This window comes from Jatrophihabitans sp. (assembly GCF_046262535.1).
In the GTDB taxonomy this organism is placed as follows: domain Bacteria; phylum Actinomycetota; class Actinomycetes; order Mycobacteriales; family Jatrophihabitantaceae; genus Jatrophihabitans.
The window spans coordinates 1-15,531 of record NZ_JBHEMO010000003.1; the positions used below are offsets into that span (position 1 = coordinate 1).

The 15,531-nt window shown below is 68.0% G+C and carries 10 protein-coding genes; 8 read left to right on the forward strand and 2 right to left on the reverse strand.

Features of this window, described 5'->3' with window-relative positions; translation table 11 throughout:
* The coding region (locus tag ABR571_RS00170; RefSeq protein WP_409451159.1) for a sensor histidine kinase at window positions 1-729 on the reverse strand (729 nt) is incomplete at its 3' end.
* A 445-nt stretch (window positions 730-1,174) separates the two neighbouring features.
* Window positions 1,175-6,148, reverse strand: coding sequence for a chitobiase/beta-hexosaminidase C-terminal domain-containing protein (locus tag ABR571_RS00175; RefSeq protein WP_409451160.1), 4,974 nt, complete (start codon window positions 6,146-6,148; stop codon window positions 1,175-1,177).
* 254 nt (window positions 6,149-6,402) lie between these two features.
* Here ABR571_RS00175 and ABR571_RS00180 point away from each other — a divergent pair, with 254 nt between their 5' ends.
* From ABR571_RS00180 to ABR571_RS00215, 8 genes are all read left to right on the forward strand, one after another.
* A complete protein-coding gene (locus tag ABR571_RS00180) occupies window positions 6,403-7,029 on the forward strand; it encodes a response regulator (protein ID WP_409451161.1) in 627 nt (208 codons plus the stop codon).
* 125 nt (window positions 7,030-7,154) lie between these two features.
* Window positions 7,155-8,339 (forward strand): Gfo/Idh/MocA family protein, encoded by a 1,185-nt coding sequence (locus ABR571_RS00185; protein ID WP_409451162.1) that lies wholly within the window; start codon window positions 7,155-7,157, stop codon window positions 8,337-8,339.
* Complete coding sequence (locus ABR571_RS00190) at window positions 8,336-9,511, forward strand: DegT/DnrJ/EryC1/StrS family aminotransferase (RefSeq protein WP_409451163.1); 1,176 nt, start codon at window positions 8,336-8,338, stop codon at window positions 9,509-9,511. The genes ABR571_RS00185 and ABR571_RS00190 overlap by 4 nt, the downstream gene beginning before the upstream one ends.
* Complete coding sequence (locus ABR571_RS00195) at window positions 9,504-10,175, forward strand: DapH/DapD/GlmU-related protein (protein ID WP_409451164.1); 672 nt, start codon at window positions 9,504-9,506, stop codon at window positions 10,173-10,175. The genes ABR571_RS00190 and ABR571_RS00195 overlap by 8 nt, the downstream gene beginning before the upstream one ends.
* The gene (locus ABR571_RS00200; RefSeq protein WP_409451165.1) at window positions 10,172-10,855 is read left to right on the forward strand and encodes a sugar transferase; all 684 of its coding nucleotides are present in this window, start codon (window positions 10,172-10,174) and stop codon (window positions 10,853-10,855) included. The genes ABR571_RS00195 and ABR571_RS00200 overlap by 4 nt, the downstream gene beginning before the upstream one ends.
* Before the next feature lie 26 nt (window positions 10,856-10,881).
* Complete coding sequence (murJ, locus tag ABR571_RS00205) at window positions 10,882-12,522, forward strand: murein biosynthesis integral membrane protein MurJ (protein ID WP_409451166.1); 1,641 nt, start codon at window positions 10,882-10,884, stop codon at window positions 12,520-12,522.
* Window positions 12,515-14,026 (forward strand): hypothetical protein, encoded by a 1,512-nt coding sequence (locus tag ABR571_RS00210; RefSeq protein ID WP_409451167.1) that lies wholly within the window; start codon window positions 12,515-12,517, stop codon window positions 14,024-14,026. Before murJ ends, ABR571_RS00210 begins: the two co-directional genes overlap by 8 nt.
* A 136-nt stretch (window positions 14,027-14,162) precedes the next feature.
* Window positions 14,163-15,527 (forward strand): hypothetical protein, encoded by a 1,365-nt coding sequence (locus ABR571_RS00215; protein ID WP_409451168.1) that lies wholly within the window; start codon window positions 14,163-14,165, stop codon window positions 15,525-15,527.
* Window positions 15,528-15,531 lie beyond the last annotated feature (4 nt).

The following is a 15,531-nucleotide window of genomic DNA, read 5'->3' on the forward strand; positions in this document are numbered from 1 at the left end:
CCCCGTCGCGGCGGTGTCGAAGGTGTCGATTCCGTCGTCTTCGGCACTAGAGGCAGCTACCGCCGGCAGTGTCATTCGCACCCGGCACCCGCCCAATGGGGAACGGCCGATCTCGATCTGTCCCGCATACGCCGCGACCACTTGACGCACGATCTCCAACCCGAGGCACGTGCCGGTGGTCTCCCGATTGCCGAAGCCGGGTCCGTCATCTTCGATGTCCACTGCCGCCATGCCGATCCGTTCCGTCACCCGCACGGTGAGATGGCCCGTCGGCCCCGCTGCGTCGAGCGCGTTCCAGATCAAATTACGTAGTGCGCGCCCGAGGGCGATGCGGTCGGCGACGACTCCCACCGCCGTTGTGGTGATGGTTATATCCGTATCGATATGAGCCCGTGCTGTCGTAACAATGCTCTGGACGAGCGATTCAAGTTGAACGACCTCGCGGACCTGGACTTCCGGGTCGTCAATATCTCGCGCGGCCGACTCATATGACCGGACCAGCTTTTCCAGCCAGCCCACCTCGGTGATTATCTGTTTGGCTCTGCGCCTGCTCTCCGGGCCTAATTCCGTCGACGAATTCAACAGCGACGCGAGTAGCGCAATGGTGCTCAATTCGTGAAGAACGTCATGATCGAGGTGGCGACGAGAGTCGTCCACGTGAGCGGCCGGCCGCATCGTCGCAGTGCGCCCGAGATCGGGAGTAACGGCGCCTAGCCGCTGCCCCTTCATGTGGTGTCCGCGCGCTGGTGCGGACCGCGAACGCCGTTACCCCGACAGCGCGTCGCGTCGTTTTCGGCGACGCGCAGTCGTGTGCCGCTGAGGGCGACCAACGCGCATTTAGCGCGGCAAGATAGATCGTCAATTGATGACGTTCTCGTAGTGTCCATGGCGATCCAAGTCAACCCACGTACGCCGCTAGTTCGACCAGCCCAGAGTAAGTCGCAACCTGTAAGGGGTCGGTTAAATAAATGCGGACGGCGCAAATTCGTCAGGCCGCCGATACAATTACCTCGAACAGGCGAAAAGGCCGTATCGGCGGCGTCCATCGCAAACCGACCGAAACGAGAGTTCGATCAAACGTAATCCGCGACGAAAACGCGGAAAAGGCCGTTTTGTCGACCGACCGATCGACCGGGCCGAGACGACGATTCACCGCGCGGTTGCGGTCGCGGGATCAGGTCCTCGCGATCGCGGCGTCGTCGGCGTAGAACGCGACGGCGCCGGCAGCGACATTGGCGACAGAGGCGTTGAAGTCCAGCGCCGAACCGGCCGACACCGGTCGGTAGGAGACGGAGACGAGCTGCCAGGACGTCGACAACGCCAGCGTGGCCGTCGAGGAACCGATCACCGATTTCCCGGACCGCTCGGACAACTTGAGCGTAAGAGTGGCACCCGGCACCGCGCCCTTGACCCACAGCGACGCGACGTACGTGCCGGCGACGGTTGAGCCGACCGCATTGGGCGAATCGTCGAGCAGGCAGGTGGCGGCATTCTTCCCGGTGTTGGTGACCCGAGCCGCCCAGCCACCGGAGTGACCGCCGGACACTCGGGCGAGGGAGACCGCTGAGGCGTTGGTCGTCCAGCCGGACACGTTCTGTTCGAAGCCGGGGTTCTTCAGCAAGTTCGCCGCGGCGCTTACGGACTGACTGGCCGAGCCGGAGAGTTTGGCCGTGTCCGAGACCGTGACCTTGACCGTGAAGGTGCCGCTGGTCGTGTAGGTATGCGTCGCCTGCGGCCCGGCCTGCGTCACCACGGGCGACCCGTCCCCGAAGTCGAAGGCGTACGAGGCGATGGGTGTCGCATCGCCGTCGCTGGAGGCCGACGCGTCGGCCGTCACGTCGAAGGGCACCGCGCCGGAGGCCGGGCTCACGGCCAGGCGCGCGACCGGGGCGCCGTCGGCGCCAACCTGCACCAGCTGCGTTTTCGTCGCCTCGACGTTGCCCGCGACATCCCACGCCCGGTACTTGACCGTCGTGCTGCTGGTGAGCGTGAACGGTCCGGAATACAGCGGAGCGGACGTCGACGGGTCGCTCCCGTCGGTGGTGTAGCGGAGCGCAGCCACGCCCGAGCCGCCGCTGTTGTCGACAGCGGACAGGGAGACCGAGACGGAGCCGGAGTACGCGCTGTCCGCGCATGCCGTGGCGTTGCACTGAATCGTCGAGGTGGGCGGCGCCGAATCGACAGAGATCAGCTGGGTGCTCGTGGCCTCCACGTTGCCGGCGGCATCCCAGGACCGGTACTTCACGGTCGTCGTCGTCGACACGACGAAAGCGCCGGAGTAAGTGGGACTCGACAGTGACGGGTCGCTCCCGTCGGTGGTGTAGTGGGTGCTCGCCACCCCGGAACCGCCCGGGTTGTCCGTCGCGGTCAAGGTCACGCTGACGGGGTCGCGGTAGGGCGCTGACCCGCAGGCTGCGGCGTTGCAGGAGGCCGTCGTGGTCGGCGCGGTCTGGTCGGTGGCCGGCTGGACGAGGACCTGCTGGGTCTGGGCGGGCTCGACGTTGCCGCTCGTGTCGACGGAGAAGAACTTGAACGTGGTGGTTCGGTCGATCGTGATCGGGCTCGTGTAGGTCGGACTGGATGTGGTCGGGGTGGTGCCGTCCTCGGTGTAGTGCGTGCTTTGGACGCCGGAACCGCCGGGATCCGTCGCGTTGAGGGTCACGGTCGTCGAGCCGCTGTAAGCGCTTGATCCGCACGGCGCGCCGTCGCAGTTCAGCGTGGTGACCGGTGCTTGGGTGTCGGGACCGCTGAGCACCCGCGCGACGGTCGCCACCGACGTCTTCGGCGGGGCCCCGCCCGGTTGGCCGCTGAGCTGCAGCCAGTCGAGGAAGGCGTTGAAGGTGTCGAGCTCGATCGGCCCCCAACTGTTGATGCAGTCGGTGTAGTGGGACGGGTCGAGCGTCTTCGAACACACCAGGTGGAACACGAGGGGCACCCAGCCTCCGCCGTTCTGTGCCGCAGCGGTGACGGCTGACTGAAGGTGCTGCAGGCTGATCGGCGCGACGGTCGCCGGGTCGCCGGTCGGCGCGTTGTAGACCGTCCGCGTCGCGTATTGGTCGGCCGGTGGAACGGATTCGGCGTAGACCGGTCCTGCTCCGTCACCCGCGACATCGAGACCGCCCGTTCTGCGGGCCGCCGAGTACCCGCAGTTGCGCACGATTCCCTCGACCGAGGTGTTGTACGCACCGGTCGGGTAGGCGAAGGTCGTCGGGAAGAAACCGTGATCGAGCAGGTTCTGCCGGTCGTCACAGACCTCCGTGGTGGCGGTCGCGGTGTCGACGGAGGTCAGGTCGACGTGATGCAGGGTGTGGCCGCCGACCTCGTTGCCCGCGTTGTTGAGTGCGGTCAGCTCGGTCCAGGTCATGTGCTCGGGATCGACGTCGTTCTCGCCGCTGACGTCATAGAAGGTTCCGACCAAGTGGTGCGGCTCCAACGCCTGGCGGAATCCGAGGTCGTACTGTGCCTGGGTGCCATCGTCGAACGTCAGCGAGACGGTGACCTTCGGTGGCAGGACGATCACCTCTTGGGATCGCGCCTGCTCGACGTTGCCGGCCAGGTCGGTGGACATGAACTGCACCGTGTATGTGCCTGGCGTCTTCAGCGTGAATGGCTTGGTGTACGCCGTGCTGGACGTCGAGGGGGCGCTGCCGTCGACGGTGTAGTACGTCTGGTCCACCCCCCAGCCGTCGGAGTCGGTTGCCGTCAGCGATACGGAGACCGAGCCCTCGTAGCCCGGCGGCGCACACGGGGCGCCGGCACAGGCGATGGTTGTGGTGGGGGCGGCGGTGTCGGGCGCGAGATTCGCAGAGATCACCTGCGTGTTCGTCGGCTCGGCATTTCCGGCGTTGTCCCAGGACCGGAACTTGACAGTCGTGGTGGACGTGATCGGGATAGGCGCCGTGTACAGGGCGCTGGACGAAGTGGGATCCGAGCCGTTGGTGGTGTAGCGGGTTGCCGCTACGGAGGACCCGACATCCGTGGCCGCGAGCGTGACCCGCACGGTCGAGGTGTAAGTGCTGCTCGAGCAGGGGGCGCCGTTGCACGCACTGGTCGTGGTGGGGGCACTGAGGTCGGCGCCGGTCACTACTCCCTGCACGCTGTCCAACGCGGATCCGGCCGGCGCACCGTTCGCCTGCCCGGCGGCCTGCATCCAGTCGAGGAACGCGTTCAGGTCGGCGAGCTCGATCCATCCCGACGATGACGAGCACACGGTGTAGTTGCCCGGGTCCTGCGACTGCGAGCACACCCGGCCGATCACGATCTGCGTCCACCCGCCGTTGTGCGCCGCAGCGCCGGTGATGAGCGATTGCATCGCTGTCAGCGTGACCTGGCCCGGCGGCGCGTAGGCACGGGTCGCCATCCAATCCTTGGGCGGGACGGTCTCGGCATAGGTCGGCCCGGACGGTGAGACGGATCCGGCCGCCCTCGCATTGCCGTAGCCGCACGCCTTCACAACCGCTTGGACGGATGCGTTGTACGCGCCGCCGGGATAGGCGAACGCGACCGGAGTGAGTCCCTGTTGAAGTAGCGTCGCCCGGTCGTCACACACCTGCCCCGACGGGTCGCGGTCGGTGGTCAAGTTCGTCGCGTTGACGGTCTTGCCGCCGATGTCGTAGCCGGCCGCCTTCAGCCCGCGCAGCTGCGCCCACGTCATGATGTTGGTGGCCACGCCGACGGTTCCGGAATTGACGAAGAACGTGGCGGGCGCGTTATGCGGCAGAAGGGCCTTCTGGTAGCCCAGGGTGTACTGGCTGATGGCGCCGTTGTCGAAGGTGAGCGAAACGGCCGTCTTGACCGCAGTGACTCGGATCTGCTGAGCCTGCACCGTCTCCGCGTTGCCCGCCTGGTCCACCGAGAAGTACTGCACGGTGTAGGTCATGGGACCGGTCAGCTGGAACGGTGTGGTGTAAGCCGGGCTGCCAGTGGTGGGTGTTGTTCCGTCGGTCGTGAAATACGTCGAGCTGACGCCGGATCCACCGGTGTCGGTGGCCGAGAGGGCGACAGTCACCGACCCCGCATAACCCGTACTCGCGCACGCGGCCGAATTGCAAGAGATGGTGGTGGTGGGTGCGGCGGTATCCGCAGGCGCCTGAACCGTCTGGCTCTTCGTCGCCTCTGCATTTCCGGCGTAGTCGTACCCGCGGTACTTCACGGTGGTCGAGGAACTCGCGCCGTTGACGTTGAACGGGCCGGTGTACGCCTGACTTGCCGGCGTCGGGTCGGAGCCATCAGTGGTGTAACGGATGCTTGCCACTCCCGCCCCCACGTCCGTCGCGCTCAGCGAGACGCTGACCACGCCGGGATACGGAGCCGAGGAGCAGGCGGTTCCGTTGCAGCCGACCGAACTGGTCGGCGCTGAGGTATCAGCCCCGGTCACCAGGCCGCGCACCGTGTTGAGGACGGTTCCGGCCGGCGCACCACCCGATTGGCCGGCATTGGCCAACCAATCAAGGAAGGCGTTCAGGTCGGCCAGCTCGATGTGCCCGCTGCCGGTCGTGCACGTGCTGTAGTTCGCTGGGTCCAGCGACTGCGAACAGATCTTGCCGACGACGATTTGCGTCCAGCCGCCGTTGTGCGACGCGGCGCCGGTCACGAGGGACTGCATGTTGGCCAAGGTGACCGCGCTGGGCGCGTAGGCGCGCAGGCCGAACCAGTCCGCCGGTGGAATCGTCTCCGCGTACACGGGCCCGCTCGGCGAGAGCGAACCCGCGGTGCGGCCGTTGCCGTACCCGCAGTTCTTGACGATCGTCTTGACACTCGTGTTGGTGGCGCCTCCCGGGTAGGCGAACGCCACAGGCGTGAACCCGTGCTGCTGGAGGGCGGTCCGGTCGTCGCAGACCTGCGTCGACGCGTTGGCGTCGGTGGTGAGGTTCGTCGCGTTCACGGTCTTGCCGCCGATGTCATTCCCCGCGGCCGCGAGGGTCCCCAGCTGGGTCCAGGTCATGAATCCCGCAGACGCGCCCACCGTGCCCGAATTGATCAAGAACGTGCCGGCGGCGTTGTGCGGCTTGAGCGCCTGCAGGTAGCCGAGGTTGTACTGGCTGACGGTGTTGCCGTCGAAGTCGAGCGTGACCGTCGTCTGAGGCGTCGCTGCCCTCGAGGCCGTCAAAACCGAGGGCACGGCGACCACGAGGACGGCGACCAACACGGCGCGGCCCAGGATCCCGCCGCGCCGGTGTTCGCAGCCAGCGCCAACCACCGTTGCGCCCCCTCGTCCGGCCTGCACCAGGAAGGGCACAGCGACCGTAGCCGAACTGTAGGAGCAGAAAATGCCAGCCAACTCACGCAGAGCGCGTAACTCTTCTAGTGCATCCGGAGGACCTCGTCCGACCGAGGGCATCCGGCTGTTGTGCGGGCGGCCGCCGCGGAGCAAGGTGTGAAACCATGCCGATCTCGGTCCTGGTGGTCGACGACCACGCGGTGTTCGCCGACGCGCTCCGGGAAAGATTGTTGATCGAAGCCGACATCGGGCCCGTGGGCGTCGCGTACAGTGTCGCCGACGCGATCGAGCGGTTGCCGGCGCAGCAGCCGGACGTTGCTCTCGTCGACCTGCTGCTGACCGACGGCAGCGGTTTGGAGATCGCCGAGCGCGCCCATGATCTGGCGCCCGCCACCCGCATCATGATGTTGACGGCGAACGAGGACCCGGATGAGGTCGTCGAAGCAGTGCTCGTCGGCGCGCGCGCATGGCTGCCGAAGACGATCGATCCACATCAATTGGTGCGGGCGATTCGCGCCGTCTACGTGGGTGAGGTGTGGTTCGACCCAATGCTGCTCGGCGCGGTGTTGCCGGCTCTGGTCGCTCGATCCAACGCCCCCGCGCCAGATGCCCTCGCCACGTTGACCATGCGTGAGCGTGAGGTGTTGGACTGCCTGGCCGACGGGATGAGCCGCGCTGACACCGCGGCGCGGTTGCAGGTGTCGTTGAACACGGTTCGCAGTCACGTCCAGAACGTCATCGCCAAGTTGGGCGTGCACTCCACCTTGGAGGCCGCCGCCTTGCGAAATCAAATCCGGGCCAAGCACTAGTCCGCCGGCTCAGCTCTTCTCGTCCAAAGCGACGACATCGGAGTAGCTCAGACGCATGATGCGCGGCGTCATCGCGCGAGGTTAGCTGCCGTCACCTTCTAGGCCGCTGCGACGTGCAGCGGTCGGTGACCAGCTCGGCCGACGGGGGCGTGGGGATCATGGCCATCGAATCCGGACTGAGAGTCGGCGTCGTCGGCTGCGGATATTGGGGTTCGAAGCACGTCCGTGTTCTGCAGTCGACCGAAGGCGTCGCTGACGTTGTCCTCGTCGACGCGCAGGAAGATCGACTGCGCGCCCTCGCGCGGACCTATCCGGCTGCGCGATGCTTCGCGAGCCTGGCCGAGGCGCTGCCGCACGTCGACGCCATCGTCGTGGCGACGCCCCCTACCGCGCACGTGCCGGTCGCACTGGAAGCGATCCGAGCGGGCAAGCACGTGCTGGTCGAGAAACCTCTCGCGCCGACCACCGGGGGCGCCCGGCAGTTGATCGACGCGGCGGCGAGCGCGGGAGTGACGCTCATGGTCGGCCACACCTTCGAGTACAACCCCGCGGTGTGGAAGTTGCGCGAACTCGTGCATACCCGATCGCTGGGCGAGGTCTATTACCTGGACAGCGCGCGCCTCAACCTCGGCCTGTACCAGAGCGACGTGAATGTCATCCTGGACCTGGCTCCGCACGACGTGTCGATCATCAACCACGTCCTTGGTGAGACACCGCGGGCCGTGCAGGCCTGGGCTTCTCGGCATGCGCACCCGCGGTTCGAGGACGTTGCCTACCTACGCCTCTTCTACGACGACGAACGCCTTTCGGCCAACATCCACATCAGCTGGCTCGATCCGTGCAAGGTGCGCCGGGTGACGGCGGTGGGCAGCGAAAAGATGGCGGTCTACGACGATCTGGCCGCGGAAGAGCGCATCCGGGTCCTGGACCGAGGCGTGCGGCCACCGTCAGCGGCCGATGACTTCACCCAGCCCCCGATGTCGTACCGCTACGGCGACATCATGTCGCCGTACGTGGCGTCGGATGAACCGTTGAGCCTGCAAGACGAGCATTTCGCTCAATGCATCGCGACCGGCCGGACTCCGAACACCGACGGAGCCTGCGGACTGGCCGTCGTCGAGGTGCTCGAATGCGCGCAACTCTCCCTCCAGCTGTGCCGACCGGTGCTGCTCGACGAGCTCGCCCCTGACTCAAAGGCCCAGCACCTGACGCGAAGCGTTCGCTCGGTGGGCGCCCGGCCGTGGTTGCGCGCCAGTGAGCCGGTCACGCCGTCGAGCGGTGTGCGGGAACCGGCCGCGGTCGGGGCATGATCGCGCCCGCCGCCGTGGACACGACGGTCCCGTTCCTCGACCTCTCGGCCGTCACCCGGGTGGTTCGCCACGCCGTCCTCGAGTCGTGGTCCGGGCTCCTGGAGCGGAATCGCTACGTCGGGGGAGAAGCGGTCGAGCAGTTCGAATCCGACTGGGCCGCCTACTGCGGCACCGATTTCGCCGTCGGCGTGGCGAACGGCACCGACGCGATCCACCTGACTCTGCGCGCGCTCGGCATCGGCCCGGGCGACGAGGTGGTGCTGCCAACCAACACCTTCGTCGCGACGGCCGAGGCGGTCGTCCTGGCCGGCGCGGTTCCGCGCTTCGCCGACGTCAGCGCGGACACCCTGTTGCTCACCGCCGACGCGGTCGAACGAGCGCTCACCCGGCGCACCTGCGCCGTCATCGCCGTCCATCTCTACGGACAGCCGGCGGACATGGACGCCCTCGCCGCAGTAGCGGCTCGCAACAACCTGGTCCTGATCGAGGACGCCGCGCAGGCCCACGGCGCGAGGTGGAGAGGGAAGCGTGCCGGCTCACTCGCGCGGGCCGGCTGCTTCAGCTTCTACCCGGGTAAGAACCTCGGCGCCTTCGGCGACGCCGGAGCCGTCGTGACCTCCGACCGGGAACTCGACCAGCGCCTCCGCTCCCTTCGCGACCACGGCCGCCGAGCCGGCACCCATTACGACCATGCCTTCATGGGCACCAACAGCCGGCTCGACGCGTTGCAGGCCGTCGTGCTCGCAGCCAAGCTGCCGCACCTCGATGCCTGGAACGCGATGCGCCGCCAGATCGCCGGACGCTACCGGAGTGCATTCGGCGCGGCCGGCGTCCCACTCGTCCACGAAGCCGAGGGGGCGAGCGGCGTGCATCACCTTGCCGTAGCCCGCGTCGCTGACCGGGAGCGAGCCCGTCGGCTGCTCGCGACCCACGGGATCGAGTCCGCCATCCATTACCCGACGCCGTGCCACCTCGCCGAGCCGTACGCCCGGTTCGCGCGCGACCCGCTGCCGGTCGCCGAGCGAGCCGCCGGCGAAGTCCTGTCCCTGCCGATGTTCCCCCACATGAGCACCGCACAGGTATCGCGCGTGTGCGCCGCCATGCAGCTGGTGGCCGGGCCCGATAGCGCGCTTCCATCGATCGCTCACTTCGCGGAGGCAACTCATGCCTGAGGTCGTCGTGGGATCCGATCTGCACGCCGACCCCACGGCGTGCATCGGGTACCGGCCGTCGCGAGGCGAGTCCGGCGACCTCACCCTCGGCCCGGGCGCACACATCCGCAGTGGCAGCGCGCTGTACCTCGGCTCGCACATCGGGGCCCGCCTGCAGACCGGGCACAACGTCGTCATCCGCGAGGGCTGCGTCATCGGTGACGACGTGTCGATCTGGAGCAACACGGTGATCGACTACGGGTGCCACATCGGTGACGGCGTCAAGATCCACTCGAACTGTTACATCGCCCAGTACACCGAGATCGAAGACGGTGCCTTCCTCGCCCCCGGGGTCACGATCGCGAACGACCTCTACCCCGGCCAGCCCGTCTCCGCCCGGCTGATGGCCGGGCCGAACATCGGCGCGGGCGCGCAGATAGGGGTCAACGTCACCATCCTGCCGTACGTGCACATCGGCGAAAGAGCGCTGATCGGCGCGGGCGCGGTGGTCGTGCTGGACATTCCGGCCGACAGCGTGGCCTTCGGCAACCCGGCCGAGGTGCGTGGCCGAGTCGGGGACCTGACGGCCATCGACGATCGGGTGAAGGCGGCCGCGTCGTCCATGCGCAGACGCCACACGTCGAGGGCACCAGCGATGAGCGGGCGCGAGGGCGATGCATCGTGACGGCTGCTGACTTGGTGCTCGCCGGTCGCCGCGTGCGGCGCCGCGCGGCTGCCCTGCGGAGGTTGGACAAACGGGTCTTCGACTTCGCCGTCGCCACCGTCTGCCTCGTGGTACTGAGCCCGCTGCTCGTCGCAATAGGTCTCCTCGTTCGCGCCACGTCGCCTGGCGCCGCCCTGTTCCGGCAGGTCCGCCTGGGCCTCGACGGCCGTCCGTTCGTCATCTACAAGTTCCGGACGATGTTCCACGAGTGCCCCGACGAGATCCATCGCCGCTATGTGGCTGAACTCTTGTCGTCGGACCAGCCACCGACCGGAGGCGCGCGCGGACTTTTCAAGCTGGAGACCGACCCGAGGGTGACGCGGTTGGGGGCCTTCCTGCGCCGGACCAGCCTGGACGAGCTTCCGCAATTGGTGAACGTCGTCCGCGGTGACATGTCGCTCGTCGGGCCTCGCCCTGCGCTGCCCTGGGAGGCCGCGCTGTTCGGCGGGGTGACGCACGGCCGGTTCGCGGTCGCCCCCGGCATCACCGGACTGTGGCAGGTGAGTGGCCGCAGTCGGCTGCCTATGGGGCGCGGCCTCGAGTTGGACCTCGCCTACGTGCGGCGACAATCGTTTTGGTTCGACCTGGTCATCCTCGCGAAGACCGTGCCGGCCTTGCTGCGACGAGACGACGCCCTGTGACCGCGTCGCCCGCGAGGGATCTCGCGGTGACCGAGGCGGCCGTGACGACGCGCGCTGCCGTCGCAGCAGCGACAGATTCGATCGCGGTCGCGGCGTGGACGCTGGTCAGCCGGATCACCGGCCTCGCGAAGATCGCCGCCATCGGCGCTGTGCTCGGACCAACGTTCTTCGGCAACACCTACCAGTTCACGAACTCTCTGCCGAACCTCATCTTCTTCGGTTTCCTCGGTGGTTCCCTCCTGTCCTCCTTGCTCGTGCCCGCCTTGGTTCTGCACATCAACTCGCACGACGGTCGCGCTTGTGAGCGGATAGCGGGCGGCGTGCTGGGGACGACGCTGCTGGCGCTGCTGGTAGTGGCTCCGATTGCACTCATGTGCGGACCGATGGTGCTTCGGCTGGGATCGGTCGGAGGCGCCGACGGCGTCGGGGCGGCGGAGGAGCAGGTCGGCCGTTTGCTCATCGCGATGTTCTTGCCGCAGCTGTTCCTCTACGCAGTGATCGGCACGGCGACTGCCGCCATGAACGCGCATCGCCGCTTCGCCCTCGCGGCCGCGGCCCCGGCGCTGGAGAACCTCGGCATCGTTGCGGTTCTCGTCACTGCAGCATCGGTGTACCCGGCGGGTGCCCGGGTAGAAGACGTCCCCACCGGGTTGTTGGTGCTGCTGGGCCTGGGCAGCACAGCGGCGGTTCTCGTGCACGCGGCGGCCCAGTGGTGGGGCGCCAAGCGGGCCGGCGTGACGCTCGTACCGCGCGTCGAATGGCACGACCGCGAGGTGAGAGCCATCCTTCGGCGGGCCTTGCCATCCCTGGCGCAGGCCGGGCTGGTCGCATTACAGGTGGCGACGCTGCTGGCGCTTGCCAACCGCGTACCCGGTGGCGTCACGGCGTTCCAGATCGCCCTGAACTGCTACTTCCTGGCGATCGCGCTGGGCGCGACGCCAGTAGCGCTGTCGCTGCTGCCTCGTCTGGCGGCGATGCACGCGGTCGAAGACGTCGCCGGCTTCCGGGATGTTGTCACGAGGGGGATGTCGCTCGGCGTCTTCGTCGCGGTGCCCGCCGCCGTCGGCTGCGCAGTCCTCGCGTGGCCGGTCGCCCGCGCGCTGGCCTTCGGTCGCATGGGCAGCCCGGTCGGGGTGACGATGGTTGCTGGTGCGCTGGTTGCCCTCGCCATCGCGGTCGTGGCCCAAACGGTCTTCCTGATCGCGACCTACGCGTCCTACTCGCGGCTGGACGTGACGGCTCCTCTGCGAGCCATGTGCATCCAGGCGGCGTCCTGCCTGGGACTGGCCAGTCTGACGCTGATGCTGCATGGAGCAGCAGTAATGATCGGCCTCGGCCTCGCCTTCTCGGCGTCGGTCGTCCTCTCGGCCGGACAACTCGTTCGGCACAGTCTGATCAACGGCTCGGGTCTTCGCCGCTCGGTGGGCAGAGTGGTGTTCGGCGCCGCGGCGATGGCGCTACCGGCCTGGGTCGTCGCGCGGGCCGCCTCCCACTGGGTCTCGGGTGCGGTCGGGGCCGAGTTGGCGCTGGCCTGCGCGACCGCCGCTGGTGCGGTCGTCTACCTGGCGGTGCAGCGGCGGCTGCGCGCCCCGGAACTGACTTGGCTCATGGGCGGACTCGGGCAGTTGCGGTCCCGCGCGCGCACTCTGGCGGCACCGCATGTCTAGCGCCTCCCTGGTCTCGGCCCGGCGTCCGTTCGCGGTGACGCCCGATCGGCGGTGGGGCGCCGCTGTCGCCCGGACTGCTCGTTGCCTCGGTGCAGGCGGCTTGCTGCTGCTGACCGGAGCCCTCGGTGCGGTGAGCACTGTCCGGCCCGCGCTGGCCGGCGCGGCTTGCGTCGTCATCTGTGTCGTCGCGGTCGTCGCGCTTCGCCCCGAATTCGGCGCCTACCTCGTCGTCGCCGTCAGTCCATTGATCGCAGGCATCGACCGGGGACACTTGCTGCCCCTCATCCGACCGAGCGAGGCGCTGGTCCTACTGGTCGGAGCGGCGCTGATCCTTCGCGCCGGGCTTCGCCACCGGACCGGTTTCCGGCTGCGACCGCGGCTGAGTCGTTTGGAAGCGGGCTTGGTGCTGATGGCGGCCTGCAACTCGATCTTGCCGCTGCTGTGCATGGCGGCCCGGCATCGCCCGATTACGCAGGACGACATCTTGTACGCGCTGGTCTTGTGGAAGTTCCTCGGGATCTACGCCATCGTCCGGGCGAGCATCACCACAAACCGACAGGTCGCGCTGGTCTTGTGTCTCTCGGTGGGCGCCGCGTGTCTGGTGGCGGTCATCGCCATCCTGCAGTCGCTCAACCTCTTCGGCGTACCTCATCTGCTCAGCACCTACTACGCGCCGTTCGGCTACACCAACCTGCTGCAGAACCTTCGGGGCAGCTCCACCACAGGCATTCCGGCCGCCACCGCCGATCTCATGGTCTACAACCTGGCCATCGTCGGCGCTCTGTGGGTGCGCGGCATGCGGCCCCGATTCGCGCTCGGAATGATTGCGATCCTGTTCGTGGTCGGCGCGCTGTCGGCCGGCGAGTTCTCCAGCGCGATCGGGCTGGTGCTGGGCGTGGTCTGTCTCGCCGTGGTGACGTCGAACTCGCGCCTGCTGGGGTGGTTCCTCCCGGCCGCCGGGATCGCCTTCTTCGCGATGCGGCCCGTGATCGAGAACCGGCTCAGCGGCTTCCAGTCGAGCTCGGGGCTTCCGGTGAGCTGGACCGGACGCCTGGCCAACCTCCAGTCCTACTTCTGGCCCCGGTTGTTCTCGGACGGCAACTTCCTCTTCGGCGTCCAGCCCGCCGCCCGGGTGCCCGTGCCGGCACAAGGCACCGGTTATGTGTGGATCGAGAGCGGCTACACGTGGCTGCTGTGGGGCGGCGGCATCCCTCTGTTGCTCGGTTTCTGCTACGTCGCGGCTGTCGCCCTCAAGTCGGCGTGGACGGCTGCCCGTACGCGCATCGACATGGGCGGCGTCGTGGGCGTGGCCGTCGTTGTCTCGGTGACGGTGATGTCGGTCCTGATGGTCTTCGATCCGCATCTCACCTATCGCGGGGCGGCCGACGAATTGTTCGTCCTACTGGCGTTGCTCACCGTCACGAAGGCGTCCGGAAGCTCCGGTCCACCGCTCGTCCCGGCCGCCGCGGCCGGCACATTCTCGGAGGTCCCACGTGGCACATGACAAGCCGAAGGGGTCGCGCGCCACCCGCACGCGGCGGCGGACTACCCGAAGCGCGCGCCGCGCCGAGCGTCAGCTCCTGCGAATCGCATCCCGTACGCAGCCGAGACATTTCCTCGTTGTGCGGCTCGGATGGATCGTGCTGTTCACGGTGGCCGGCGCGGCCGGTGCCGGCCTGCTGTCGTGGTCGCGGTCACCGACCTATGCGTCCTCCGCCGAGGTGCTCGTGCATTCGGTGGGCCCGGCGGCGGCGGGTACGCAGGCGCTGGACATGGCGACCGAGAAGGCGATCGCGTCGTCCGGAGCAGTGATGAAGCTCGCGGCCGGTCGCCTCGGCATCTCGTCGCGCACCCTCGCAGCGGGGATGACCGCGACGATCCGACTCAACACGCACGTGTTGGAGATCAGCTATGTCGCCGGAGATCCGGGCACCGCACAGCGTCGCGCCCAAGCGCTGACTTCGGCCTACGTCGAGTACTCCGGCTCGCAACAGGTCCCTTCGAAGGCGATCAACGGCGGTACCGCGGCTGTCGTGCTGAAGCCGACGATCATCACTCCTCCAGCGCGCCCGCGGGGGCCGGCCGGCCCGAATCACGTGCTCGATCTCGCCGTCGGCGTCGCGATCGGCCTGATGGTCGGCCTCGGGGTCGCGCTGCTGCGAGACCGTCTCGACGACCGGCTTCGAGGTGTCAGCGATCTGGAGACCCGCATCGGTGCTCCCCTTCTTGCTCAGCTGCCGGCCGTGCGGCGGCGCAGGCGGGACACCAAGTCGCCCCTGGTGATGCTGCGAGCGCCCAGATCTCCCGCGGCGCAGGCATACCGCGATCTGCGCACGCGCGTGGTCCGCACCGCGACGCACCGGGGAGCGAAGACGCTGCTCGTGACCTCTCCTGCGCACGAGGACAAGGGCCTCGTCGCGGCCAATCTCGCCATCGCCATGGCCGAGGCCGCTCAGCGGACCGTGTTGCTGTGCGCCGACCCCTCGTCGACGTCGGCGCAGCAGCTCTTCCAGCTACGTGACGAGGGTGTTTCGCCGATGGAGGTCCGCGGCGAGATGACGCAGCTCGCCCGGTACACCGCCGTCGACGGTTTGCGGGTGTTGCCGAGCAGTCAACTCGAAAGCGAGTTCACGGTCGGAGTGCACATACCGACCTACGGCTCGGCGATCCAGCAGCTGCGCCGGCAGGGCGACTTCGTCATCGTGGACGCGCCGCCGCTGCTGCTGGGCGCCGACGCCGACGCCCTGGCCGAGAGTGTGGACGCCGTTCTCGTGGTCGTGGATGCGCGCCGGTCGACCCGCCGCCACGTCGATGCCGCAGTCCGCCAGATCGAGCGCTTCGCGGCGGAGGTCATCGGTTGTGTGCTGGACGACGTGGGTCGACGACGTCGTTTGCCGCCCGAGAAGCCCGACCGCGCCGAGCCGCCGGAGCCGGAGCCGGACACCGAAATGTCGTGCGACGCAGCAAGCGCGGTAACCGCCGTTCTGGAACCCGTCCGCACGTGAGGGA